General features: G+C 37.3%; 23 protein-coding genes. 17 read left to right on the top strand and 6 right to left on the bottom strand.

Translation table 11 applies throughout. The features are described 5' to 3' along the window. Positions 1 to 45: 45 nt before the first annotated feature. Positions 46 to 1,860 (top strand): oligoendopeptidase F, encoded by a 1,815-nt coding sequence (gene pepF / locus IGJ23_RS11300; RefSeq protein WP_438774974.1) that lies wholly within the window; start codon positions 46 to 48, stop codon positions 1,858 to 1,860. A gap of 543 nt (positions 1,861 to 2,403) precedes the next feature. After that, complete coding sequence (locus IGJ23_RS11295; RefSeq protein WP_438774973.1) at positions 2,404 to 2,871, top strand: DUF4809 family protein; 468 nt, start codon at positions 2,404 to 2,406, stop codon at positions 2,869 to 2,871. Positions 2,872 to 3,092: 221 nt separating this feature from the next. On the opposite strand, the gene IGJ23_RS11290 is transcribed toward IGJ23_RS11295, so the two are convergent. The 3 genes from IGJ23_RS11290 to IGJ23_RS11280 are packed head-to-tail and all read right to left on the bottom strand — an operon-like array spanning position 3,093 to position 6,790. Next, positions 3,093 to 4,280 (bottom strand): galactokinase, encoded by a 1,188-nt coding sequence (locus IGJ23_RS11290; protein ID WP_010720860.1) that lies wholly within the window; start codon positions 4,278 to 4,280, stop codon positions 3,093 to 3,095. 2 nt (positions 4,281 to 4,282) lie between these two features. Beyond that, positions 4,283 to 5,317: an aldose epimerase family protein gene (locus IGJ23_RS11285; protein ID WP_438774972.1), complete on the bottom strand. Its 1,035-nt coding sequence runs from the start codon at positions 5,315 to 5,317 to the stop codon at positions 4,283 to 4,285. Positions 5,318 to 5,332: 15 nt separating this feature from the next. Next, positions 5,333 to 6,790 (bottom strand): glycoside-pentoside-hexuronide (GPH):cation symporter, encoded by a 1,458-nt coding sequence (locus IGJ23_RS11280; protein ID WP_034699920.1) that lies wholly within the window; start codon positions 6,788 to 6,790, stop codon positions 5,333 to 5,335. Positions 6,791 to 6,984: 194 nt separating this feature from the next. Here IGJ23_RS11280 and IGJ23_RS11275 point away from each other — a divergent pair, with 194 nt between their 5' ends. The 4 genes from IGJ23_RS11275 to IGJ23_RS11260 all read left to right on the top strand — a co-directional run bounded on the left by IGJ23_RS11275 (position 6,985) and on the right by IGJ23_RS11260 (position 9,815). Then, positions 6,985 to 7,890, top strand: a complete 906-nt coding sequence (locus tag IGJ23_RS11275) for an AraC family transcriptional regulator (RefSeq protein ID WP_034699918.1) — start codon at positions 6,985 to 6,987, stop codon at positions 7,888 to 7,890. A 77-nt stretch (positions 7,891 to 7,967) separates the two neighbouring features. Beyond that, positions 7,968 to 8,639, top strand: a complete 672-nt coding sequence (locus tag IGJ23_RS11270) for an NAD(P)H-dependent oxidoreductase (protein ID WP_063627533.1) — start codon at positions 7,968 to 7,970, stop codon at positions 8,637 to 8,639. Position 8,640: 1 nt separating this feature from the next. Next, on the top strand, positions 8,641 to 8,811 hold the full coding sequence (locus IGJ23_RS11265; protein WP_010720855.1) for a hypothetical protein: 171 nt from the start codon (positions 8,641 to 8,643) through the stop codon (positions 8,809 to 8,811). A gap of 113 nt (positions 8,812 to 8,924) precedes the next feature. Then, positions 8,925 to 9,815 carry a LysM peptidoglycan-binding domain-containing protein gene (locus IGJ23_RS11260; RefSeq protein WP_438774971.1) on the top strand — a complete coding sequence of 297 codons (891 nt, stop codon included), beginning with the start codon at positions 8,925 to 8,927 and terminating at the stop codon, positions 9,813 to 9,815. A 234-nt stretch (positions 9,816 to 10,049) separates the two neighbouring features. Here the strand turns inward: IGJ23_RS11260 and IGJ23_RS11255 are convergent, their stop codons facing one another. Next, positions 10,050 to 11,423: an amino acid permease gene (locus IGJ23_RS11255; protein WP_010737111.1), complete on the bottom strand. Its 1,374-nt coding sequence runs from the start codon at positions 11,421 to 11,423 to the stop codon at positions 10,050 to 10,052. A gap of 245 nt (positions 11,424 to 11,668) precedes the next feature. Here IGJ23_RS11255 and IGJ23_RS11250 point away from each other — a divergent pair, with 245 nt between their 5' ends. From IGJ23_RS11250 to IGJ23_RS11225, 6 genes are all read left to right on the top strand, one after another. Continuing rightward, on the top strand, positions 11,669 to 12,415 hold the full coding sequence (locus tag IGJ23_RS11250; protein ID WP_010737112.1) for a metal ABC transporter ATP-binding protein: 747 nt from the start codon (positions 11,669 to 11,671) through the stop codon (positions 12,413 to 12,415). After that, complete coding sequence (locus IGJ23_RS11245) at positions 12,412 to 13,263, top strand: metal ABC transporter permease (protein WP_010720851.1); 852 nt, start codon at positions 12,412 to 12,414, stop codon at positions 13,261 to 13,263. The genes IGJ23_RS11250 and IGJ23_RS11245 overlap by 4 nt, the downstream gene beginning before the upstream one ends. Before the next feature lie 47 nt (positions 13,264 to 13,310). Beyond that, the gene (locus IGJ23_RS11240; RefSeq protein WP_438774970.1) at positions 13,311 to 14,261 is read left to right on the top strand and encodes a metal ABC transporter solute-binding protein, Zn/Mn family; all 951 of its coding nucleotides are present in this window, start codon (positions 13,311 to 13,313) and stop codon (positions 14,259 to 14,261) included. 303 nt (positions 14,262 to 14,564) lie between these two features. Next, positions 14,565 to 15,326, top strand: coding sequence for a hypothetical protein (locus IGJ23_RS11235; RefSeq protein ID WP_438774969.1), 762 nt, complete (start codon positions 14,565 to 14,567; stop codon positions 15,324 to 15,326). 9 nt (positions 15,327 to 15,335) lie between these two features. Continuing rightward, complete coding sequence (queG, locus tag IGJ23_RS11230) at positions 15,336 to 16,508, top strand: tRNA epoxyqueuosine(34) reductase QueG (RefSeq protein WP_096709962.1); 1,173 nt, start codon at positions 15,336 to 15,338, stop codon at positions 16,506 to 16,508. Positions 16,509 to 17,214: 706 nt separating this feature from the next. Continuing rightward, positions 17,215 to 17,814: a LysM peptidoglycan-binding domain-containing protein gene (locus IGJ23_RS11225; RefSeq protein WP_010737115.1), complete on the top strand. Its 600-nt coding sequence runs from the start codon at positions 17,215 to 17,217 to the stop codon at positions 17,812 to 17,814. Between the two features lie 134 nt (positions 17,815 to 17,948). Here the strand turns inward: IGJ23_RS11225 and IGJ23_RS11220 are convergent, their stop codons facing one another. After that, positions 17,949 to 19,055, bottom strand: coding sequence for an NAD(P)/FAD-dependent oxidoreductase (locus IGJ23_RS11220; protein ID WP_438774968.1), 1,107 nt, complete (start codon positions 19,053 to 19,055; stop codon positions 17,949 to 17,951). A 78-nt stretch (positions 19,056 to 19,133) separates the two neighbouring features. Further along, a complete protein-coding gene (locus tag IGJ23_RS11215; protein ID WP_010737117.1) occupies positions 19,134 to 20,507 on the bottom strand; it encodes an MFS transporter in 1,374 nt (457 codons plus the stop codon). Positions 20,508 to 20,720: 213 nt separating this feature from the next. Between IGJ23_RS11215 and IGJ23_RS11210 the strand changes: the two genes are divergently transcribed. The 5 genes from IGJ23_RS11210 to IGJ23_RS11190 all read left to right on the top strand — a co-directional run bounded on the left by IGJ23_RS11210 (position 20,721) and on the right by IGJ23_RS11190 (position 24,205). Continuing rightward, a complete protein-coding gene (locus IGJ23_RS11210; RefSeq protein WP_207431584.1) occupies positions 20,721 to 21,359 on the top strand; it encodes a GyrI-like domain-containing protein in 639 nt (212 codons plus the stop codon). 72 nt (positions 21,360 to 21,431) lie between these two features. Next, on the top strand, positions 21,432 to 21,887 hold the full coding sequence (locus tag IGJ23_RS11205) for an arginine repressor (protein WP_010737119.1): 456 nt from the start codon (positions 21,432 to 21,434) through the stop codon (positions 21,885 to 21,887). Positions 21,888 to 21,905: 18 nt separating this feature from the next. Continuing rightward, the gene (locus IGJ23_RS11200) at positions 21,906 to 23,441 is read left to right on the top strand and encodes a phosphomannomutase/phosphoglucomutase (RefSeq protein ID WP_207431585.1); all 1,536 of its coding nucleotides are present in this window, start codon (positions 21,906 to 21,908) and stop codon (positions 23,439 to 23,441) included. A 2-nt stretch (positions 23,442 to 23,443) separates the two neighbouring features. Beyond that, complete coding sequence (locus IGJ23_RS11195; RefSeq protein WP_010720841.1) at positions 23,444 to 23,650, top strand: hypothetical protein; 207 nt, start codon at positions 23,444 to 23,446, stop codon at positions 23,648 to 23,650. A 153-nt stretch (positions 23,651 to 23,803) separates the two neighbouring features. After that, a complete protein-coding gene (locus tag IGJ23_RS11190; protein ID WP_010720840.1) occupies positions 23,804 to 24,205 on the top strand; it encodes an organic hydroperoxide resistance protein in 402 nt (133 codons plus the stop codon). Positions 24,206 to 24,365: the final 160 nt, after the last annotated feature.

Raw genomic sequence — 24,365 nt, 5'->3', positions numbered from 1 at the left:
TATGAATTAGAAAAAAAGAGTGAAAACAATAAAGGAGTGTATTAAATGAGTGAAACGACCCAATTACCAAAACGAGAAGAATTGCCTGAAGAACTGACTTGGGATCTCACCAAAATCTTTTCTAGCGATCAAGAATTTGATGAAAAATACCAAGAATTAACAGAAGAATTAAAAAATTCCGATCAATATAAAGGAACATTAGCAAAGGGTGCGCCAGAATTTCTGAATGCGCTTGAATTTGTTTTAGATGTTTACCGAAAAGTGGAACTCATTTATGTCTATGCTCATTTAAAAAATGACCAAGATACAGCAAATACGACTTATCAAGCGTTATATGCGAGAGCAGGAAGTTTATTTTCTAAAGTAAGTGAAGCAGTCTCTTGGTATGAACCAGAAGTCCTTCAACTTTCGGATGAGCAGATTTGGCAGTATTTTGAGCAAGAGCCGAAGTTAGAACTGTATCGTCATTACGTAAAACAAATGGTGGATAATCGTGCGCATATATTATCTGCAGAACAAGAATCATTACTAGCTGGAGCAGGAGAAATTTTTGGCGCTTCCAGTGATACATTTGCTGTTTTAAACAATGCCGATCTAGAGTTTCCTACGATCGTGGGAGAAGATGGGAAAAAAATCCAGCTTTCTCATGGTGTCTATGGTCAATTGATGGAAAGCACAGATCGTACAGTTAGAGAAGCTGCATTCAAAGGGCTTTATCGTGTCTATGATCAATTTAAAAATACGTTTGCTTCAACTTTGAGTACCCATATCAAAGGGCACAATTACAAAGCAAAAATTCGCCATTATCATTCTGCTAGAGAAGCTTCTTTGAGCAACAATCATATCCCAGAAAGTGTTTATGATACATTGATTGAAGTAGTCAATAAAAATCTTCCGCTATTGCATCGCTATATGGAATTACGCAAACGTCTTTTAAATGTAGAAAAACTGCATATGTATGATCTATATACACCAGTATTAGGAGAAGCTCCTATCAAGTTCACTTACGAAGAAGCGAAACAGAAAGCTTTGGAAGCTTTGGCACCAATGGGGGAAGAATATCTGTCAGTGGTAGAAAAAGCTTTTGCTGACCGTTGGATCGATGTGGTCGAAAATAAAGGGAAACGAAGTGGCGCTTATTCTTCAGGAAGCTATGATACCAATCCTTATATTTTAATGAACTGGCATGATACGTTGGATCAATTATTTACGCTCGTACATGAAATGGGACATAGTGTGCATAGTTACTTTACTCGTTCAAACCAACCGTTTGTTTACGGTGATTATTCCATTTTCTTAGCAGAGATTGCTTCAACAACTAATGAAAATATTTTGACAGAATACTTGCTTGAAACTGAACAAGATCCACGTGTTCGTGCATATGTCTTGAATCATTATCTTGATGGATTCAAAGGAACGATTTTCAGACAAACACAATTTGCAGAATTTGAGCATTTCATGCATGAAGAAGATGCCAAAGGTGTACCTTTGACCAGTGAATATCTAAGCGACAGTTATGGGGAATTGAATGCCAAATATTATGGATCAGCGGTAGAAAAAGATCCGGAAATCAAATATGAATGGTCTCGTATCCCACATTTCTACTATAATTATTATGTTTATCAATATGCAACAGGATTTTCAGCTGCCTCTGCTTTGGCGCAGAAAATTTGGGGTCAAGAGCCAGATGCTCTAGAAAAATACCTTACTTATTTGAAATCAGGAAATAGTGATTACCCAGTTGAAGTCATGAAAAAAGCAGGCGTCGACATGACAAAAGCTGATTATATCGAATCAGCTATGACTAAGTTTGAACAACGATTAAATGAATTAGAGGAACTAGTTGAAAAATTGTCATAAGTGTTCGAGACAAGAATGCGTTGATTATCAAGAGATAGCTTCTGTTTCTTTTATCTGATCTAAATAGCTGAAACCCACAAAAGTCCTATGTGGATTTCTGTGGGTTTTAGTTATTTACCTCATAATTAAAATAAATAAGAGCATTTTATTTTTTTATAGTTGCTTGTTTATATTGACGTAAATTTTATTTTTTCTTATGCTATAGAAAATAATTTGTCTGATAGATGTTGGAGATGCCTATCAATACTTCTAAAAATACATAGATGGTATTCAAGTGTCAACTCTATGAAATAAGCCAAAATTTTTCTTATTTGTCAGAGAAGTTGCACAATATTTTTGTACCATACACATTCAAAAAAGAAATGGAAGGATGAATATGTCTTTTTGGGGATTTGAACAAGAGTCAGATGAAGTAGTGTTAACTTATGTCAATTGTCATGTACGTTGTCTGCGAGAAGCTGCTCGCTTGGAAATGAAGAAAAGAAGAGCAAAGAACGCGAAGAATAAAAAACAGAGCTATAATAGGAAGAAGGTGAGCCAGAAATGATGGAAGTACAAATCACTAGAAAAAGTGAGTTAACAGAAGGTGGTTGTAATGCCTGTGGTATCGTAGATGCTGCGATCTATTCGCTGCAATTAGGAACGAAAACAGCAATCATTGCTGATTTGACTGTGAGTTCGTTAGTTGACAGTCTAGCACTACTAGAAGGATATGAAGGTGAGGACATCTATGAAATGTTAGGAGAAGTTCGCCAGTTGAGTAGAGCGGGCAAGACGATCAATGTTTCTGACGAATTAGGGAATGTGACTTTTTGTACAGCTGATCAGCAACTGACCGTCAAAAATAGGATGGAGCGTCCAGCTTTATTTGAGCAAGTGAATCAGATCCTTCAACAGTTTTTTGAATTAGGACCATACAAATTTAAAGAAATAGCCACTGTACCAAAACATGATCCTGAATGGCAAAAACGAATCGAAGATCAAACGGATCATGCGTATTTATTTCAATAATAGCAGATGTTTTATTGAAATGGATATGGTGAGGAAATTAGCTGCAAAAAGACCGACCGCCAAAAGTTGTTTAAATGAACTTTTGGCGGTCAGTCTTTATTTTGACACTTATTTTCAGGTAGCATTTCATGATTATTTGTTTTTTTGAAAAGTGACGATCTTACTTTTGCTTTATTCTTTTGAAACGTAACGTTGAACTACCTTACATTTCTTTCATTGGATTAAGCTGAAACACTTTCTTCCATAATCTTTGTAGTACCATTGCCGATGTGTGCCACATAAAATTCTGGGGCGTAGCCAACGACGTCTAAGTATTCATCATAAACCTTGTTTTTAAAGTTAGGGATATTTTCTTCTTTGACTAATGCGATCGCACAGCCACCGAAGCCAGCTCCTGTCATACGGGCGCCTAGAACACCTTCTTGTTTTTGAGCTGCATCGACTAATGTATCAAGCTCGATACCAGTTACTTCATAATCATGTCTCAACGAATCGTGTGAGGCATTTAATAATTGACCAAAAGCAGCCAAGTTTCCTTGTACCAGTTCAGCTTTAGCTTCTAATGTTCGTTGGTTTTCAGTAACTGCATGACGAGCACGACGAATCAATGTGTCATCACCAATCAAATCAATGTTTGCTTCAAATGTTTCTTCGTCTAAATCACCTAATGCTTGAATAGCTAATTTTTGTTGGAGACGTTTTAGTGCTTCTTCACATTCACTACGTCGTTCATTATATTTAGAATCAGCTAATTCACGACGTTTATTTGTATTCATGATTACTACTGCATAGCCATCTAATTTTACTGGAACCATTTCATATTTTAACGTATTTGTATCAAGTAGAATAGCTTTGTCTAATTCGCCAAAGCCAATCGCAAATTGGTCCATGATCCCTGAGTTGACACCGATAAATTCATTTTCTACTTTTTTACCAATTTGAACTAATTCAAGTCGATCAATGGATAAATGGAATAAGTCTTCTAAGGCAACACCGACTAACAATTCTAAGGAAGCGCTACTTGAAAGTCCTGCACCATTAGGGATCGTCCCTTCAACTAAGAGTTCAAAACCATGTTCAATTGGGTAGCCTGCTTCGTTTAGTTTAACGATCATACCTTTGACATAGTTTGCCCATCCTGCTTGTTTGTCGTAATCAAGTTGGTCTAAAGTAAAGCTGATGACACCGTCGTCTTCAAAGTTTGTTGAGTAGACCAATACTTTATTATCCTCACGAGGTGCGGCAACTCCTTGTGTGCCATAAGTGATGGAGGCAGGGAAAACATGACCACCGTTATAATCTGTATGTTCACCAATCAAGTTGATTCTGCCTGGAGAAAAATATTGTGTGGTTTTTTTAGGTCCAAAGATTTCTGCGAATTTTGTATTTAAACTGCGTTTGATTTCCATAGTTAGATACCCTCTCTTGTGTCGATTTTAAATTCTGTAGTTGTTTCAAATGGTGTGTGTGCTGCTAAATGAATATTTCCAAAAGCTGGATACTGTTCTGCTCCGGGAGCGATTTGAGTCTCAAACGTGATACCACCGTGGTTGGCTAGTTTCTTTCCATGCATTTCTGGGGTATCTTGCCCAAAGTTAGCAGTGAAGATCACAACACTAGGTGAATCGGTCATGATGCTTACTTTGATTTGTTCATCGGGACTTAATAAATAAGCCGATACATGATTCATACCTGGGTTATTTAAAAAGAAAGGATGATCGATCCCATCAACAAGTTGTTTTTGTTCAAATTGACTTGTAAAGACGGTGGCTAATTTTTGAGGTGTTTGAAAATCAAAAGGTGTTTGAGCAACACTCGCTTTTTCGCCAGTTGGTATACTATCAGGTCGTAATGGAGCGAAAGACTCACTGTCTAGCCAAAGTGTATGTTGATCAATTGATTCTTCTACATCGCCACTTAAATTAAAATACACGTGGTTGGTCGGATTGAAAAGCGTATCCTGATCACTGATTGCTTGCGTTCTAACACGCCAAATGTTGTCTTCTGTCAAAGTATAACAAACTTCTACGGATAGATTTCCAGGAAAACCATGTTCTCCGTCGGGACTGGTAGTAGTAAATGTGACTGAGCTTTCTTTGTCTGTTTCACTTAGTTGATACGTCCATTTTTTCTGTTCAAATCCTGGTGTACCTCCATGAAGTGAATGCCCTGTCTGAGGATCGACACTCAATTGATAGGTTTGATCATTCAAAGAAAATTGGCCTTTTTCAATCCTACCTGCTGTTCGTCCGATCGTTGCTCCGATATAAGCATCTTTTGTCAAATATTCTTGTGCGGAGTCAAACCCTAAAATTAATTTCCGATCATTAGCAGTTAGTTGAACGATCCGTGCACCTAAGTCAGTGACGGCTAATTTAAGTCCGTGAGTATTGGATAATGTAATCAAATGGTACCCCTGACCAAAGTCTTTTTCTGTAATCGTCATAATATAATTCCTTTCTTAATGTTGTGGAATGATAAAGTCATCTTCTAATTCAGATGCGAGTTCTTCATGTGAAGCTAATTTATTTTCTAGTTCTTTGACGATTTGCGCATGTTTTTTCTCTGTCAAAGTGATCTTCCAAGCAAAAATGATGGCAGAAAAGAACATCAATGCTGCAGGAACATAAAATGCATACGCTTTAAAAGTCATGATCCCATGATTGGTAATATCAGCAGCAGAAGCATTTCCAGTCATACCAGCTGCGATTGCGACAAACCCAACGATCCCATTAGATAAAGCACCTGCAATTTTATCGAGCAGTGGGCGAATCGATAAAGTCACAGCTTCGTTACGAATCCCATTTTTCCATTGTCCATATTCCACAGAATCAGTAATCGTCATCAAGGCAGATAAAAAGATCAACTGTTGTGGGAAGTAAAATAAAACAAGTCCAACGATCACGATCGGTAAGCTAGTGCCTGCGATAGAGAAGAAGAAGTAAGAACTGATCATCATCGCAATGCCGCCGATATAGACATAACGTCTGGAAATCAATCGTGTCAAAGCAGGGAATAAAGGCACAGCGACTAGTCCAAGTAAAGCTGCTACTAAACCGACAATCCAGAATTGAGTTGGTTGACCTAAGACATATTTGAAAAAGTAGAATAAAACGGCAGTTGTTGCTACATTGGCAATAGCATAAGCAATATAAGAAAGTGCTAACCACATTAATTGGTCATTTTGGGCAATTGCTTTGAAGACATCTTTGATACTTGCTTTTTCATTTTGTTGACGAATCGCCGTGTCGACTTCTTTTGTTCCTAAAGCTGTAATAATTGCAGTTCCTCCAGAGATCACAGCGGTAATCACACCGAACCAGAACCAACCTGAAGCGCCTTCAACATGATGAGCAGTAACTAAATAAGTGAAAAATGTGACGATTGGTACGACGACCAAAGTAGTCCCGTTTGCTCCTAAGGAAGAACCGAATCGAGCAAAAGTCGCGAATTTTTCTCTTTCTTTGGTTTCAGTACTTAAAGCTGGAATCATTGACCAAAAAGCAATATCTTTAAATGAATAAAAACTATCTAATAATACAAAAACAATGGTAAAAAGGATGATAAACAAAGTTGTATTGTGAGTAGCAAGGCCAAAGAAATTAGTAAAAAGAAAAATCAAAAGGAATGAACTAACTAAACCACCAATGACCAGCCATGGTTTAAATTTTCCATATTTTGTTCGAGTATTATCAATAATCCCGCCAATCAATGGATCGAAAACGATTTCAATCAAACGAATACCAACGACTAAACTGGTCACCGTAGCGATCATTCGAGCAGTAGTTGCTTTATCTGTACCTGCAAACATCTCGCTTGTTACAAAAACCATAAAATAAGTGCTGAGAGTAACATAAAAAGTATCATGACCGAATGCGCCTAAAGCATAAGAAACCCGTTGTATCATTTTGTTCTTCATAGTATCTAATCCCTTCTTTGTTAAATATACAATAAAAAGTTAAACGGTTACAATAAATAAAAAAAGTTCTTTTTCTACTATTGACTTTATCAAGAAAACGCTTCCTGATGAATATATTTTTGTGACTAATATTTAACTTTTTGTTGCACGTTGTAGAACAAGAAGAGTAAAGTAAAAACAAAGGAGTGAGAGCGATGGAGCAAGCAATATTTTTAAAAAAAGAACGTCAAGAATTAGCTAAAGGGTGTTATTTTGACTTTTGTGGATTTTCAAAAACTTTGCCATATCATTCTTTCGGTCCAGCAATCAGACAAGATTATGTGTTACATGTCGTGATGGAAGGTAAAGGAACTTACCATGTGAAAGAACAGCAATATCAATTGCAAAAAGGGGATCTGTTTTTGATCCGGCCAGGGGATTCTACTTTTTATTTAGCAGATGGTGAAGAGCCTTGGGTCTACTGTTGGTTGTCTTTTGGAGGGCCATTAGCGAAAGAGATCATTGAACGTTCCTTATTCAAAGAAGATCAGTATACAATGGTTTCTGCAGGTATTTCGGCATATATAGATATTATTTTGGACTGTCTTCATTATTCACAAGACGGTTTAGCAGATGAATTAGAATTGACGGCTTTGACTTATCGCTTTTTATCCGTATTACTAAAAGATGGTGGGAAAATCGGTTTGGGAAATCAAAAGGTTTCTTCGCCACTAGCAATCGAGACAGTGAAGTATATTGAAGAACACTATCCAGAAAATTTAACAGTAGAGGAAATTGCTCGACAACTGTCAGTCAACCGGAGTCATCTATCAAGAGTCTTTAAAAATCAATTAGGAACGAGTATCAAAGAATATTTGATTGGCGTGCGAATCAACCGAGCAGCATTTTTATTATCGTTGACTGATGATTCAGTAGAGAGTATCGCTTATCAAGTTGGTTTTAATAGTTTAGTTGTATTTAGCCGAATGTTCAAAAAGACAACTGGAGAAACAGCAACAAATTATCGGAAACGGATGAAAAATGAAGCGTCCAAAAACCTTTCATTAGGTGCTTTGAAGAAAGAATTAGAAGAACAAGAGATTGTTTCCTGGTCTACCTAACCATAAGGCAGGAGACTAATGACATTTTGTGTTCTGTGCTAAACTAGGAAATAGCAAGAATGAAGAGGAGTCAAGAAATGAGAACTTTGATTATCGTTAGTCATCCTACGATTGAGACATCATTGAACCAACAGTTTTTCAAAGAAGCAACTGAAAATTTAACGGTTACTTGGCATCATTTGGAAAAACATTATCCAGATTGGACGATTGATCGTGATACAGAACTTGAATTATTAAAAACACATGACCGGATCATCTTCCAATTCCCTTTGTATTGGTATAGTGCGCCAGCTCATTTAAAACTATGGGAGGACACTGTATTGGAACACGCTGACGAAATTCTTAGAGGCAAAGAATTAGGGGTTGTCGTAACAACTGGCGTTTCTGAAAAAGAATATCAAGCAGGCGGGAAAGAAGAATATACCATTTCTGAATTATTAAGACCGTATCAGCGGATTGCCCACAAGTTTGAAATGACTTTTTTACCTCCATTTGTGATGGCGCAATTCATGTATCAAACAGAAGAAAAGCGTTGGGAGCGTTTAGTGGCGTATCAACAATACCTGACATTAGTAGGCAAACCGACCTTGATCCAGCGAATAAACTGGTTTATTGAGCGACTAAGCAGCAATCATTCTTTACAACAACTAGATCAGACCAAGCAAGCATTCTTAATCGACTATTTAGAGAATGAAAAAGAAGAGATTGAAGACCTCACATTTATCTTACAAGAATTAAAGGAGCAATAAAATGGCGGAAGAATGGTTTGTACGACAATTGGAAGAATTAAGTACATCGGTAGATTATGAAACAAAAGCTGTGTTGCATGAAACAAAAAAACTTTTACTGGAAATTTCAGAACGAAAAGTCCAATTACAAGGAGAAATCGATGGAGAATCCTGGAATCATCAAAAATGGTGAGTTTTGTTTATAAATAACACAGTTTAAAATGTTCAGAATGATGATTATTTGCTACAATGGGATTAAAGTAGGATTGAGAACGCTATTTTATATACTAATGGGTGGTGAAAGAAATGAACGAAGAAAACGAGCAAAGAGTCAATGTCCGAATGGCTCGTAGACAACAACAGAAAAAAGAAACGCAACGCCGATTGATCAAAATTGGTTCGGCTGTTGCCGTTTGCTTAGTCCTTATAGGTGCTGTTACAGCTCTTTATTTCCATGGAAAGAATAGTTCGAGTGCAGAAAGTTCGGTCGCAAAAACAAGCGAAACTACCACAAAAAAAGCCTCTTCCACAACGAAACCAAAAAATAAAGAAACTGCAAGTTCGACTCAAGAATCGAAAACAGGCACACTGACGGATCAGTTACAAACGATTATGACAGATTATACAAAGAAATTGGAAGAACAAACACCTCGTTTGATCGAAGAATACCAAGCTGAGATTCAGAACAATCAAAACGGTGTGATGGGGTTGTCTGCGATTGCTAATCAAAAGGCTCGAGCGCTACAAGCTATTTCTGATGAAGGGATCAGCAAATTACAAGCAACGTATCAAGCAGCACCAACCAAAGAAGGCGTAGATCTTGCAAATTGGATCAACCAACTTTCAGCAGATTATACGGAACAAGTAGCTAAAATTTCTGATATCTATCTCCGAACAAGTGCTTCGTTACAAGCAGAAACGTCAAGCAGTCAAACAACTAGTGAAACGGAAACTAGTGTTTCTCAGACGACTGACTCAACGACACAATCTTCCAGTCAAGCTACCCAAGGAACCGAAGGACAGACAGCAAGTGCTACTTCAAATGAGCAAGCTGCTACTACTGTCGTTCAACAAGGAGAAGGTCCCAACCAGATTGCGGAACGTACAGGAATACCAGTTGATAAGCTTTTATCATTGAATGGGATGACGATGGACAGCTATTTCTTCAGTCCTGGAGAAGTATTGAAATTGAATTAAGCCACTGACAAGATGCCTTGATCAGCAAAAATAAGCTAGCGACCAATCAATTGATTGGACACTAGCTTATTTTTTTGAATTGAAATGGTTTGTTTAAGTTCATCGTGAACTGAATAAAAGATATAGATAATAGTAAGATAGTGATACATAAATAAATAGTAGGAATTTTGTTTATTTTAGACCATAAAAAAGCAGGGTCCCATTTGATGGGGAGCCCTGCTTTTTTGATGAAGATTAGCGACTTTTCAGTCTTCGTTCACGTAGAAAATAATGAATCGTCATGTAGCACAAAAACACGAGACCAATAATCAATGGAATTCTTGTTTCTTGATTGATAAACATAAAAATCAAGACAATGGCTAAAAATAATAAAGTAAGATAATTGGTATAAGGTGATAATGGCATTTTAAATGGATGATCTCTCATTTCTTCTGGGTGTTGTTTTTTAAATTGGATCTCACTAAGTAAGATAACTACCCAAGGGACCATCCCCGGTAAAATACTGGAACTATAGACAAAAACGAAAATATTTTCTGCATGATTCACAAACAAAGGTAACAGGTAATTTAAAACTAGGCCAATCAATATCCCGCTAGAAATCGCTACGACTGGATAAAAAGGTACGCCATGACGGGTTAGTTTTAAAAATTTCCTCGACATTTTTCCATTGATTGCTAAGGTGTAGATCATTCGACTGGCACTGAAAATACCCGAATTACATCCAGATAAGGCAGCCGTCAAGACGACGAAATTGATCAATCCGGCAGCAAATGTGATCCCGATTTTAGAAAATGTTTGAACAAATGGGGAACCTATTGTGCCTAATTGATTCCATGGATAGATACTAACGATAATAAAAATAGCACCAATGTAAAAAATCAAGATTCGTCCAATAGTTGATTGAACAGCTTCAACGATCGTTTTTTTCGGATTTGCAGCTTCTCCAGCGGCCATTCCGATCAGCTCGATTCCTTGATAAGATGCAACAACAATGGATAGCGCAAAAAAGAAACCTTTTACTCCGCCGGTAAAGAAACCGCCGTTTTTCCAAAGATTAGAGATCCCGACTGCTTGGCCTTGATTTCCTAAGCCAAATAAGATGACACCTAGCCCTACCAGAATCATCAAAACGATCGTGCCGACTTTAATCATTGAAAACCAAAATTCTAGTTCACCAAAAGCTTTAACAGAAGCTAAGTTGGCAAGCATCAAAAAGAGGATGACAACAATCCCAGGAATGATTGTTGGCAGATGAGGCCACCAATAATTCATATATTCACCGACTGCAATGACTTCACTGATCCCGACAACAATAAACTGAAAGATGTTACTCCAAGCAGTTAAATAACCAGCGACAGGATGAAGATAATTACTAGCATAATTCGCAAAAGAACCCGTTGAAGGATCGACATAAAGCATTTCGCCAAGTGCTCGCATGATCAAATAAAGAAAGAGACCTGCGACAGCATAGGCAACCATTACTGAGGGACCTGTCCAACGAATGGTTGAGGAAGCACCCATAAACAATCCTACGCCGATCGTTCCTCCTAGTGCAATCATCTGAATGTGACGGGCACTAAGGCTTCGAGTTAATTTTTCTTCTTCCATACTAAAACTCCTTTCATTTTTGAGTAAAACAAGCAAATACGAATAAATGATAGACATTAATAACAAATAAATGATCAATAAAGACAATTTGCTTTTAAAACTCTTGATGTGATTTTACAGAAAGTTCTCACAAATTGCGAGCCTTTCTTGTAAAAAAAATCATGCGGGATACTTGAAAATGCTTTCGTCTTTAGTTAAACTATAATTAAATAAAAAGTTAGGTAAACCTAAAAGGAGTGGAGAATGTGTCAGAAGCGATCATTAATATCCAGCAATTAACCGTTGCTTATCAAGGAAAGTTAGCGTTAAACGAAGTTGATGTAATGATCCAACCCAAAAAAATCACTGGGATCATCGGTCCAAATGGTGCGGGAAAATCAACTTTTATGAAAGCTATACTGGCTTTGATTCCCAAAGTATCTGGAGAAATTTCTTTTGGCGGTTCATTGCTAAAAGAAGCACGTAAAAAAATCGCTTATGTTGAACAACGAAATGAATTGGATCTCTCTTTTCCAATTGATGTGTTAGGTGTGGTCTTATTGGGGACTTATCCATCATTAAGGTTGGGACAACGTCCGGGAAAAAAAGAAAAAGAACGAGCACAGCAAGCATTAGAAAAAGTCGGTATGGCTTCGTATGGGAAGCGACAAATAAGCGAATTGTCGGGTGGACAGTTACAACGTGTTTTTATTGCCCGCGCATTGGCGCAACAAGCAGAATGGATTTTTCTTGATGAGCCATTTGTAGGGATTGATGCCGTAAGTGAGAAAAAAATTTTTTCAATATTGAAAGAATTAAAAGCAGCAGGTAAAACGATCATCATTGTTCATCACGACTTGCACAAAGTAACAGAATATTTTGATGAAGTGATTTTATTGAATCAGCAATTGATCGCTGCCGGACCTGTTGCAACGACATTTACTTCAGAAAATCTGAAGATTGCTTATGGTGAAGTGATCGGGCAATTAGTGAAAGGAGCAAAAGAAAAATGATCCAATCGTTTATTGAAGGAATGATGAACTACCAGTTTTTACAATATGCATTGTTCACATCAATGCTCGTTGGTTTGGCTTCCGGGGTGATCGGATCTTTTATCATCTTACGAGGGATGTCGTTGATGGGAGATGCTATTTCACATGCGGTCTTACCAGGAGTAGCAATTTCCTACATGTTTGGCTTTAGTTATATTTTAGGTGCCACGGTCTTCGGCATGTTGACGGCAGGACTCATTGGTTTTGTTACCCAACGAAGTCGATTAAAGAATGATACAGCAATCGGTATCGTCTTTAGTTCATTCTTTGCATTAGGAGTCATTTTGATTTCTTTTGCCCAAAGTGCTACGGATCTGTACCATATATTATTTGGAAATGTGTTAGCGGTGAGAGAAAGCGACCTGCAGATGACGGCGATCGTTAGCGGTATTGTGTTATTGTTTGTGTTCATTTTCTATAAAGAACTCAAAATTACTTCTTTTGATCCGATGATGGCTAAAGCTTATGGGCTAAATATTACCTTGATCCACTATTTGCTCATGTTTTTCCTGACGTTAGTCGCAGTGGTTAGTTTACAGACAGTAGGGACGATCTTAGTGATTGCGATGTTGATCACACCAGCTGCTACAGCTTATCTATTAACGAATAGTTTAGTGAAAATGATTGCTATCTCATCAACAGTTGGTGTATTAAGTGCAATCTTGGGGGTATTTTTTAGTTATAGCTATAACTGGCCTTCCGGTGCAACCATCGTTTTAGCTTGCGCGCTATTCTTTCTGTTGGCATTTTGCTTTTCACCTTCTAAGGGAATCTTTTTTGCTCATAAACGGGTCATAAAAAGCGAGTAAAAAGAATGATCATGTAAAACAAATCATTTGAAAAAAGGAGTAATGAGATGAAAACCAATAACTATCGGATTTTTTTTGTAATGTTCGCAAGTTTCTTTTTGTTAGTGGGCTGTGGCAGTCAAGAAAAGCAGGAAGCTAATAAAGAAACGTCTAAAGAAACATTGAATGTTGTAGCAACCAACTCTATCTTAGCGGATATGGCAAAAGAAGTAGGAAAGGAACATGTAGCTGTTCATAGTATCGTGCCTGTAGGAACAGATCCTCATGAATATGAAGTGTTACCAGAAGACATCAAAAAAGCGAGTGATGCCGATGTGATTTTATATAATGGGCTAAATCTAGAAACTGGTAATGGCTGGTTTACGAATTTAATGGAAACCACACATAAAAAAGAAGAGAAAGATTATTTTGCAGTGAGTAAAAAAGTAACACCCATTTATTTATCAGGTGGGACTTCCAAGAGTAAAGCTGACCCTCATGCCTGGTTAGATTTATCGAATGGGATGAAATATGTAGAAGAAATTACCCGTATCTTTTCAGAAAAAGATGCTGAAAATAAAGCAGTCTATGAAGAAAACGCAAAAAAATATATTGAAAAGTTGAGCGAATTGGATGAAAAAGCTAAAATAAACTTTCAAACAATTCCTGAAGATAAAAGATTATTAGTAACGAGTGAAGGAGCCTTCAAATATTTTTCAAAAGCTTATGGAATCCCAGCAAGTTATATCTGGGAAATCAATACAGAAAGTCAGGGAACTCCTGAACAAATGAAACGAATCATCAATCAAGTAAGAGAATCTGCAGTACCCGCTTTGTTTGTCGAAACAAGTGTTGATCCTAGAAGCATGGAACGTGTGGCGAAAGAAACGGGAGTAGCTATCTATGATCGATTATATACAGACTCTATCGATAAGGAAGGTAAACCAGGAGATTCTTATTATAAGATGATGGACTGGAATATCCGAACGATCCATGATGGGTTGACTCAAGAAAAATAAATGGTAAAAATAACTTTCATTCAAAAAAACTAGAAAAGAATGCGTGCTAAATAGCCAGCCGAAGAGATCAAAATCAGTTCGTTAGATTTTGGTTTCTTCGGCTTATTTATGCTAAAAATCAAGATTCAAAAAACAAGAAGCAGGAGGATTCATTTACCCTGATTTATGTGGAAAGGAGATCAAGCGAAGGCTCACTTATTTTGCAAGTAAAAAAATAAAAAAAACGTCTGCTTTTTGTTAGTTTCGGATACCTTTTTTTGTTGTTTTCCGTTATAGTTAAAGATAAGAAAGGAAGGTAAAGCTATGAATTTTACGCGTAAAGATAAACAACTAATCAAAGAAGAAATCCTTAAAGTGATCGAACAACAGGATAGCTCTGATAAAGATCAAGACCTTCAATTTCTTGAAACAGAAATGGCTAAATTATTCATAGCAAGTCCAAGTGAATCGGATGTAGAAGAACGTTATCCGGGGAAATGGCTTTTTGATGAATTTCAGCCATTAGATGAACAGACTGGAATTGGTTATTTTGTCTCGATTTCTTCTGTTGGATTTATTCCAGGAGTATTAGTGAAACAAAATAATGAAATCAATATCAAGGCATGGCCAGCATTATTTTCCACAATGGGGACAGAAGGGGTCATTGAAAAAATTCAATCGGCTTATTATAAAAGTTCGTTTATTGCAAATAGTAAACTAATGAATACATTCTATAATCGTTTGGTTTTGATTGCCCGCCCAGGAGATATTCCACAAACATTTACCTACTCGCAGCAAAAGAATCTCTACGAAGAAACATTATATTCCAGAGATTTATCCACTTTTTCCGCAGTAGAACAGGTTCGATTGCATGAATTGTTGCATACTAAGCCAGTATCGCTCAACTTTTTTCAAGCGCTAGATAACCAAAGAAAATGGTTGTCTCTCAACTATTGGGAAATCTTTGCTACTAGAAAAAGATGGATGGAGGAACGAAAGATCGCAGATCAACAGATCCAATTTGTCCAGCTAAAAAGAGATCGGCTTTATTACGGAATTTATAGTCGCTTGCAATTATTTGAATAGGTGGAAAAGATGACAAAAACCTTAAAAGAAGAAATCATTGAAGAAAGCAAACGTTTAGGTATTGATAAAATCGGTTTTACGACGGCAGAACCCTTTGATTATTTAAAAGAGTCTTTAGAAGAACAAAAAGCCGCTGGACATACTTCGGGATTTGAACATCCAGTGATTGAAGAACGTTTATATTTAGAAAAAACTTTTGATCGCCCACAATCGATTATCGCTATTGCTTTAGCTTATCCAACCAAGATCCATGAAGAGGTCCCAAAAGATGAAAAAAGAGGACAATTTGCACGGGCATCTTGGGGAATCGATTACCATGATATTTTACGTGACCGTCTCAATCAATTGATTACTTTTATCCAAAGCAGAGCAAGTGTCTGGCAACAAGAAGAAGCTTGGCGGTTTGCCCCACAAGTGGATACTGGAGAATTAGTAGATGTGGCTGTTGCACAAAGAGCAGGACTAGGATTTATTGGTCGAAATGGGTTGCTGATCACAGAAGAATACGGTTCATTCGTGTATCTTGGAGAAATTGTCACCAATATCGTATTTGAACCTGATGAACCAGGTGTTTTTGGCTGTGGTGATTGTACTCGTTGTGTGACAGCTTGTCCGACAAAAGCTTTGTTAGGCGATGGCAGGATGAATGCACAAAAATGTTTATCTTATCAGACCCAAACCAAAGGGCTAATGCCAAATGAGTATCGGAAAAAAATGCGAAATGTCATTTACGGGTGCGATATCTGTCAGTTAGTCTGTCCTTATAATCAAGGGAAAGATTTCCATTTCCATGAAGAAATGGAACCAAAAGTAGAAGAAGTCTATCCGAAATTAAAACCAATGCTTTCTTTATCAAATAAAGAGTTTAAACAACAGTTTGGGCATTTAGCTGGTTCATGGCGAGGGAAAAAACCATTGCAAAGAAACGCTTTGATTGCTTTAGCAAACCTTGGGGATACTTCGGCTTTACCTGAGATCGAAAGCTGCTTAAGTGATGTTCGACCGGTTATTCGAGCAACCGCTGCTTGGTCGATTGGGCGTTTAGGTAGAAAAGAACCAGAAAAATGGTTGGAAACTTTAGAGCAAATGAAACAACGCGAAGAAGACCAAGAAGTGATCACAGAAATTATAGAAGCGCAAGAAATGTTAGCCAAGAAAACGAAGCGAAAAAAGAGGACGTGAAAGAAGCGGTCAGCTCCGAGCGAATAAGAGAAAATTTTATGTACAAGATTCCTTTCACTTCTATTAATAAGAAAAAAATAGAGTATTATGCTAAAACAAGCGTAGTACGACAAAGAGACTAGGACAGTTAGTTTGTTCTAGTCTTTTTATTGATTGAAGTAAAATAATGGATCATAACTAAATAATAAAAAGAATCTGTATTAGAAAAGTTCAATACTTAGAGTAGTATAATCCACTGAATGTTCGACTCGTTTGTAATTGAAGCAGTTCAAAAAATAGAATACTATCGGTTTTTTTTAGCAAAAAATCTAGAAATACCAGAAATTTCAAAAATATTAAAAAACTTATCCTAAAATTTTTTAGTAAAGGTTGTAATAATTACTCAATTTTTTGTCGTTTTGACACATAATTACTAAAAAAAAGGATAAATTAAATAAAAAAATCAAAAAAGTTAAAAAAAAATACTAGAAATATTACAAAATATAAGATTTTCTAAACTTTATAAGAAAATGTTAAAAAACGGTTTCTTTCATATGATATAAGGGTTCTAGGACTTTAGTCGTACTTTTTTGTCCAGAGTTATGTTACAAATGTTAAAAATTAGGATATTTTGTCATTAAATGTCATATTTCTTTTACCTATGAAATATTTCTAGATGATAAAGTTAATGACGTTGATAAATACATGGAAAAAAAAGGAGATAAACATGAATTCAATTAAGAAGATCGTTTTAGGAACAACTTTTGCTGCTGGTGCAACTGCAATGTTTGTAGGAACAACTGCTCATGCTGACGAAGTCTATACAATTAAATCAGGTGATTCACTATCAAAAATCTCACAAAAATTTGTTGGAGATAACTCATTGATCGATGCAATCGCTGAAAAAAATGGTATCAAAGACATCAACCGCATCTATGTTGGCGAAGAATTAACGATCCCGACTTCAAGTGATGCTTCAGCAAAAACAGTCGAAGCACCAAAAACAACTGAAACAGTAACGGAAGAACATACATATGTTGCTCCAGTTAAAACAGTTGAAGTAACACCTGCTGCTCCAGCTGCTCAAACAGCAACAGCTCCAAGCAATTCAAGTTCTGCAAAAGAATGGATTGCGAATAAAGAATCAGGCGGTTCTTACACAGCAACTAACGGCCGTTACATCGGACGTTACCAATTAGATGCATCATACTTAAATGGTGACTATTCTGCTGCAAACCAAGAACGCGTAGCTGATCAATATGTATCATCACGTTATGGCTCATGGGATGCTGCTCAAGCATTCTGGTTAGCAAACGGCTGGTACTAAGTCGATTATTGAATACTAATAAAAAGACAAAACCAAGAAATCGTGTCATTCGATTTCTTGGTTTTTTTGCTGTTTAGGGATGAGACAGTAATGACGAAAAATAAATGAATGAAATAGTTATCTCTTTGTTCATCTTAGGTTTTCTTGATGTAGTTATGGAGATCTTTTTGATAGTCCGTTCCATGCCACGTACCAGTGTTTATAAATTCAGCTAAGAGATAACCGATATAAGGACCAGTCGTTAAACCAGAAGAACCGAGTCCACTTGCGACGATCAGATTTGGTTCATCGAATAAAGGACCAAAAAACGGAGCAAAATCAGACGTATATGCCCTCGTTCCTACTTGTAACTGATAAGGCTGTGAAAGTAATTTTTCTGGTTGTACAAAAAAAGCTTTTGTCTGTTCAGTCAACTGTAAAAATGCTTCATTAGTAGGAGTCAGATCCCATCCTTGTTCATTTTCATGTGTAGCGCCTAATAAGATTTTTCCGTCATTGAAGGGAATGAGGTCTGCTTCTCCATCTAGCATGGCAACAGGCCATTTTTGGCTTTGGAGCTGATGAGTAGTAAAAGCGATCAACTGCCCTTTTTGAGGACGAAGATCGACCTGATAGCCTAATGGTTCCAATAAAGGCTTCAAGGAAGGACCAGGAGTCAAAATGACCCGGTCAAACGGTTCTTCACCAAATTCTCCGAGGATCAGCCAATCATCATTCCTTTTTTGTAGGCGAATCTTATCGTTTATTACTGTTACACCAGCCCTTTTCAAGCGTGCCGTTAAATAATGAAGGTAAGCTTTTCCGTCTAAACGGCCACCACCAGTGATGAATAAAGAGGGGGTCGGTTTTAATAAAGGAAGTAAATCAGCTGTTTGATCCGCTTTTAATAAATGGATTTCTCCGATCTCAGGTGCCTCTTTTTTTCGTTCTTCTGCAAGATCAAGTAATTCTGCTAATTGTTCTTTTTGTCGAAGCAAGAGTGTACCGGAACGAGCATAAACGGTCGGATCAAGTGCGAAATCTTGCACTAATTTTGGGAAAAATGCCGCACCGTCTTTGGCTAAACGATACCATGTTTTATTTCTTCTTTTGGATAACCATGGAGAAATGATTCCCGCACTTGCTTTGGTTGCCTGACCGATTCCATGGTCAAATAAGGTGATGCTGTATTTTGTGGTATCTACATAATTGGCTAATGTCATACCGATGATTCCACCACCGATAATGGCGATTTTTTCCATGTTTGATTCCTCCTTTACTTACAAATTGTATTTTTGCACAAAAAAACGGCAGTTGCAAACGACTGCCGTTTCAATCAATCATGAATGTTTTGTAGTTAAACTATAACGAATAAATAAGATAAAGCTGATAACTAATAGAAGAAGTAATACACCTAAAGCAACTTGTGAACCGAATGTCGTGGCGACTTTATAGCTCAAATCAGCATGCGCTTGAATAAGGTTGATAATGATTGCCACTAATGAAGTAGCAACGGCACCAGAAAATTGTTGTAAGGTATTAAAAACAGCATTGCCATCACTTTGATAGTCATCCGTTAAAGCATTCATCCCAGTGGTCATCATATTGCTATAAGACAAACCAATCCCTATCATATAGATCACGTGGCAAGTAATCAACAATAGCAATGAAACATGTCCTAGAAGAAAGACTAGTGCGGACCAACCAACAAGAGCAAGGAGTAATCCGGCAAAAATCGGTTTTTTGGGACCGTGTTGATCAAGCAGTTTTCCAGAAAAAGGCGATAATACAGCGCCAATCGTAGCTCCTGGCAACATGGCGATTCCAGCGATGAAAGGACTGTTTCCTTGAACAATCTGAACAAAATTTGGTAAGACAAAAGAAACGCCTAGCAATAAGAACTGGTAGATTAAAAAGCTAAATAAGAACAAGCGAAATGTTTTATTAGAAAAAATGGTTAGTTGGATCAATGGATAATCGGCTTTTTTTGTTCGTTGGTAAAAAAGGATCCCACCAATAATCGCTATTAGTAACGCAAACCAACTAAGCGGTTGTCCTAGCATACTCAAAAACGTTAAGCTACCGCTAAATAATAAACACAAACTAAATACACTCAACACATCCAAACGTCCACTTTTTTGAACGGGCATTGAAGGAATAGCAACTAAGCCGATGCCAAGAGAAAGAATCAAAATAGGAATCAAGAAAAGAAAGATATGATTCCAAGTGAAATTTGAAGTTAAGATTCCCCCATATGTTGGCCCGATAGCCGGAGCAATTGCTGTGGTCAGTGTTCCCACCCCCATCATCGCTCCGCGGCGGTTCATAGGCGCAAAGGTCAAAATAATATGGAACATTAGTGGTAAAGCAATCCCGGTAGCTGCCCCTTGTAAAAGCCGACCAAGTAATAAAATGAAGAAAGTCGGAGAAAAGAAGTCAACAATGATTCCTGCTAAAAAAAGCAGGTTTGAAAGTAAAAAGAGACTTCTAAGGCTGAAATTTCGTGTTAAATAAGTTGATAATGGCACGATGATCGAGATCATCAGCAGGTAAATCGTTGTCACCCATTGAACTTGTGCAGTCGTTAATTGAAACTGGTTGATCAACGTTGGAAATGTGACGTTCATTGCTGTTTCGATCAACACTCCCGCAAAAGACATCATGCCGGTTGCGATGACTGCAGGTACTAAGAGTAATTGTTTTTGTTTTGTCATATCCTCACCTCAAAAAATTTCGTAAAAAAAGAGAGTGATTTCTATTATAAAAATAGAAACCGCCTCTCTCTCGACACGTAATATACGTGTTATCTGTACGATTTATTTCCATCGCTTATTCTAGCATAGAGGTAAAAAAAGTGTCAACCAGGTTAGCCAAGTCTTTTGAAAAGAGTTATGATAGTAGAGAATAAATCATCGCAGGAGGAAAAAATGGCTACGATTGATTGGAAAAAAACGGAACCAGGTTATAGTAGTAAAAAAAAGCCACAGATCTTAACGTTATCCCCACAGAATTTTTTTAGCATAAAAGGAGTAGGGGATCCAAATGAAGACGATTTTCAGCGACGAGTGGCAGCTTTATATGCTGTTAGTTATGCGATCCGAATGGCCCCAAAGAAAAATTGGCAGATTCCTAACTATCTTCCTTACACTGTTTATCCATTAGAAGGACATTGGGGATTACAAGAAGCTTATTTGCAAGAAAAAGTAATGAAGAAGAGTCATTTTGCTTATCAGATCATGATCAAACAACCTGAATTTGTGACGAAAGAAGTTGCACATGAGGCTCTACTACGTGTAGCGGACAAAATTCCCAATGATTTGTTCGACCAAATAGTATTTAGTAGCATGGATGAAGGATTAGTCGCTCAGATGCTTCATGTGGGACCATATGAGGATGAGCCACAAACCTTTGAAAAATTAACAACGTTTATCGAAGAGCAAGGGTATCAACGGATAGCTAAAGAACATAAAGAAATTTATTTAGGGGATCCGCGCAGAGCCAACCCAGAAAAACTGAGAACGATTTTGCGTGTCAAGATTGCGCCAAAAAATCAACTAAAAAAATAAAAGTAAAAAATACCAAAAAAGGCAGAAAAACGATTATTTTTTTGCTATAATCAAAGACAAGAGGTGTCCGCTATGAAAAAAATCCAACGACAAGCATTGATTCGTCAAATCATTACAGAAAAACCAATCAGCACACAAGAAGAACTATTGCTTTGTCTTCAAGACGCAGGGGTTACAGCCACTCAAGCAACTATTTCGCGTGATATCCGTGAGCTGAAGTTAGTGAAGTCTACGGATGAAAATAAGCAAGTTCGTTACAATCTATTCAGTCAGCCTGCTGAAACGTTACATGAAGAACGACTACAAGCAGCTGTTAAAAGAGAAGTTTTGAAAATACAAGTTGTTCAATTTATGATTGTGGTGCTAACAGAAAAAGATGGGGCAGATGTCGTAACCAATTGGCTAGATGAAGTCGCTTATCCAGAAGTTGTTGCAACGATTGCTGGAGTGGATACATTCATTGTGATTTGCCGTTCGGAAGAAGAAGCACAAGATTTTGCAGAAAAATTAGAAAGAATGAGGGAATAAAAGAAGGGAGAATGATTTATGTCTTTGTTGAAAGCGCTACAAAACGGATCTGATATTCGAGGGATTGCCATGACGACGGAAACACATTCAGCTAATTTGACACCAGCTGAAATCCAAAAAATAAGTTGTGGCTTGGTTAATTGGTTAAAAAGGGATCATCCACGCAAATATCAAGAAGGTAAATTAACGGTAGGAGTGGGGCGGGATAGTCGAATCAGTGGTCCAACGTTAGAAAAAGCGCTGATTGACGGATTAATCGAACAAGGCATAAATGTTCTTGATTTTGAGTTAGCTACGACACCGGCGATGTTTATGGCTACTCAGTTTTCTCAATTCCAGTGTGATGCAAGTGTGATGCTAACAGCTAGTCATTTGCCGTTTTACTTTAACGGCATGAAGTTTTTTACAGCTAATGGCGGCGCAGAAAAAGAAGATATCGCATTTATTTTATCAGAAACAACACCAAATAAAACCAATCATAAGGGGACAGTCCAAAAAGCTGATCTGTTAACACCTTATGCAGAAGACTTAGTTCAAAAAATCAAAAATGGTATTAGAAAGAAAGGAATGTCTGACACAAAACCGTTAGCTGGCTGGCGGATCATCGTAGATGCAGGAAATGGCTCCGGTGGTTTTTTTGCTGAAAAAGTACTACAACGATTAGGAGCAGATACGGCAGGTTCGCAGTTTTTAGACCCCGATGGTCATTTTCCGAACCATATCCCGAATCCAGATAATGCTGAAGCCATGGCAAGTATCAAGCAAGCTGTTTTAGAAAGTCAAGCCGATTTAGGAGTGATCTTTGATACGGATGTTGACCGTTCGGCAGTAGTCAGTGCAAGTGGTCAAGTGATCAATCGTAACAATTTGATCGCCTTATTAAGTACGATCGTGTTAAAAGAATACCCTGGAGCGACGATCGTAACTAATTCACCAACGTCTAATCACCTAGAAACGTTTATTGAAGAAAAAGGTGGCAGACAAGATCGTTACATTTCAGGTTATCGTAATGTCATCAATCGTGCAATTGCATGCAATAAAGAAGGGATCGATGTTCCGTTAGCGATTGAAACAAGTGGACATGCAGCATTCAAGGAAAATTATTTTTTAGATGATGGTGCCTATGTCATTGCAAAAATTTTGATGCTTTTGCCAGAACTGAAACAAACAGAACAAACGTTGGAAGAGATTATCCACGACTTAAAACAGCCACAAGAAGTACAAGAAATTAGGTTAAGGCTTAGTGGAGAGGATCCGAAAAAACAAGGGGCAACAATTATTCAAGGGCTAGCGAACGAATTGAACGAAGAGGGACTGGTATTTCATCCGGAAAATGAAGAAGGAATTCGTTACGATCTAAAAGAACCATATGGGAATGGCTGGTTTTTATTACGAGCAAGTTTGCATGAACCATTACTGGTGCTTCAGATCGAAAATGATGAAGTTGGAAAAAATCAACACGTTTTACAGCTACTTGCGGAACATTTAAAGAAATACTCAAATGTTGAACCACTGATAGTGGATACTAAGGAAGCGAAGGGAAATGAAAAGTAAAAATGGTTGCGAACATAGTAATTTTTTTGACTGTATTAGTTTATGGTGTAAATTTTTTAGTTTTTCTTTATCTTAGAATCAATCATATCAAAAATTGTGTAGAGAAATTAGCTATTTATTTGGGAACAAACATGACTTTATTATTTACGAGTGGTATTTTTCTCTTTTTTGGAAAAATCATTGAAGATGGCATCCTTGTTTTTGAATAAGTAACTTTCATGAGAAAATAAACTAAAATGCTCATGTTAATCAAGAAGTCCTCAATCGTTGCAGTATGAATCTAGGAGCAGAATTTTTGAACAAATTGCTAGATATGCTTACACTGGTAATAGACGAAGTGTCATATCGAAAGGAGCAGTACAATGAAAAAATTATACGAAACAGCGATGATCAATCATGGTGGACGAGAAGGCGAAGTAGCAGCACCAAATGGTTCGATGCAAATGAAGATCACTCCTCCAGGCATCCATGCTGAAGGAACAAATCCGGAACAACTATTTGCTGCGGGCTATGCCTCATGTTTCAATGGTGCACTGCAACATATGATCAAAGAAGCTAATTTGTCCGTAGACTCCACAGTTAAAGCACGGGTTTCACTTTACACACTTGATGAGGGTGGTTATAAAATCGGTGTGGTATTAGAAGTACATGTTGACGATGTGAGCGAGGAACAAGCCAAGCAATTAGCGGAAGATGCCCATGATTACTGCCCTTATTCAAAAGCGACAAGAGGAAATATTGATGTTGAGGTAGTGACAGTTTAAACGATTTTTCTATCTGAGGAAGAAGTAAGTACCTTTAGATAAGTATTTTTTTATAAAAAACAGGACCGGTAGAGTTTTCTATCGGTCCTAAAAATGATGGTGACGAGTCTCAAACTATTCTTGGCTTATAAATGCCAATAGAAGCTAAAAAATGATCGAC

Source organism: Enterococcus sp. DIV1682a (assembly GCF_051711005.1).
GTDB lineage: Bacteria > Bacillota > Bacilli > Lactobacillales > Enterococcaceae > Enterococcus_B > Enterococcus_B hirae.
The sequence above is the reverse complement of the archived record's forward strand: the minus strand, read 5'-3'. Positions and strand labels throughout refer to the sequence as shown.

What these genes read in the sequence shown, in the direction of transcription:
- pepF (WP_438774974.1), top strand. Translation starts at nt 46, where the DNA reads ATGAGTGAAACGACCCAATTACCAAAACGAGAAGAATTGCCTGAAGAA.
- IGJ23_RS11295 (WP_438774973.1), top strand. Translation starts at nt 2,404, where the DNA reads ATGATGGAAGTACAAATCACTAGAAAAAGTGAGTTAACAGAAGGTGGT.
- IGJ23_RS11290 (WP_010720860.1), bottom strand. Translation starts at nt 4,280, where the DNA reads ATGGAAATCAAACGCAGTTTAAATACAAAATTCGCAGAAATCTTTGGA.
- IGJ23_RS11285 (WP_438774972.1), bottom strand. Translation starts at nt 5,317, where the DNA reads ATGACGATTACAGAAAAAGACTTTGGTCAGGGGTACCATTTGATTACA.
- IGJ23_RS11280 (WP_034699920.1), bottom strand. Translation starts at nt 6,790, where the DNA reads ATGAAGAACAAAATGATACAACGGGTTTCTTATGCTTTAGGCGCATTC.
- IGJ23_RS11275 (WP_034699918.1), top strand. Translation starts at nt 6,985, where the DNA reads ATGGAGCAAGCAATATTTTTAAAAAAAGAACGTCAAGAATTAGCTAAA.
- IGJ23_RS11270 (WP_063627533.1), top strand. Translation starts at nt 7,968, where the DNA reads ATGAGAACTTTGATTATCGTTAGTCATCCTACGATTGAGACATCATTG.
- IGJ23_RS11265 (WP_010720855.1), top strand. Translation starts at nt 8,641, where the DNA reads ATGGCGGAAGAATGGTTTGTACGACAATTGGAAGAATTAAGTACATCG.
- IGJ23_RS11260 (WP_438774971.1), top strand. Translation starts at nt 8,925, where the DNA reads ATGAACGAAGAAAACGAGCAAAGAGTCAATGTCCGAATGGCTCGTAGA.
- IGJ23_RS11255 (WP_010737111.1), bottom strand. Translation starts at nt 11,423, where the DNA reads ATGGAAGAAGAAAAATTAACTCGAAGCCTTAGTGCCCGTCACATTCAG.
- IGJ23_RS11245 (WP_010720851.1), top strand. Translation starts at nt 12,412, where the DNA reads ATGATCCAATCGTTTATTGAAGGAATGATGAACTACCAGTTTTTACAA.
- IGJ23_RS11240 (WP_438774970.1), top strand. Translation starts at nt 13,311, where the DNA reads ATGAAAACCAATAACTATCGGATTTTTTTTGTAATGTTCGCAAGTTTC.
- IGJ23_RS11235 (WP_438774969.1), top strand. Translation starts at nt 14,565, where the DNA reads ATGAATTTTACGCGTAAAGATAAACAACTAATCAAAGAAGAAATCCTT.
- queG (WP_096709962.1), top strand. Translation starts at nt 15,336, where the DNA reads ATGACAAAAACCTTAAAAGAAGAAATCATTGAAGAAAGCAAACGTTTA.
- IGJ23_RS11225 (WP_010737115.1), top strand. Translation starts at nt 17,215, where the DNA reads ATGAATTCAATTAAGAAGATCGTTTTAGGAACAACTTTTGCTGCTGGT.
- IGJ23_RS11220 (WP_438774968.1), bottom strand. Translation starts at nt 19,055, where the DNA reads ATGGAAAAAATCGCCATTATCGGTGGTGGAATCATCGGTATGACATTA.
- IGJ23_RS11215 (WP_010737117.1), bottom strand. Translation starts at nt 20,507, where the DNA reads ATGACAAAACAAAAACAATTACTCTTAGTACCTGCAGTCATCGCAACC.
- IGJ23_RS11210 (WP_207431584.1), top strand. Translation starts at nt 20,721, where the DNA reads ATGGCTACGATTGATTGGAAAAAAACGGAACCAGGTTATAGTAGTAAA.
- IGJ23_RS11205 (WP_010737119.1), top strand. Translation starts at nt 21,432, where the DNA reads ATGAAAAAAATCCAACGACAAGCATTGATTCGTCAAATCATTACAGAA.
- IGJ23_RS11200 (WP_207431585.1), top strand. Translation starts at nt 21,906, where the DNA reads ATGTCTTTGTTGAAAGCGCTACAAAACGGATCTGATATTCGAGGGATT.
- IGJ23_RS11195 (WP_010720841.1), top strand. Translation starts at nt 23,444, where the DNA reads ATGGTTGCGAACATAGTAATTTTTTTGACTGTATTAGTTTATGGTGTA.
- IGJ23_RS11190 (WP_010720840.1), top strand. Translation starts at nt 23,804, where the DNA reads ATGAAAAAATTATACGAAACAGCGATGATCAATCATGGTGGACGAGAA.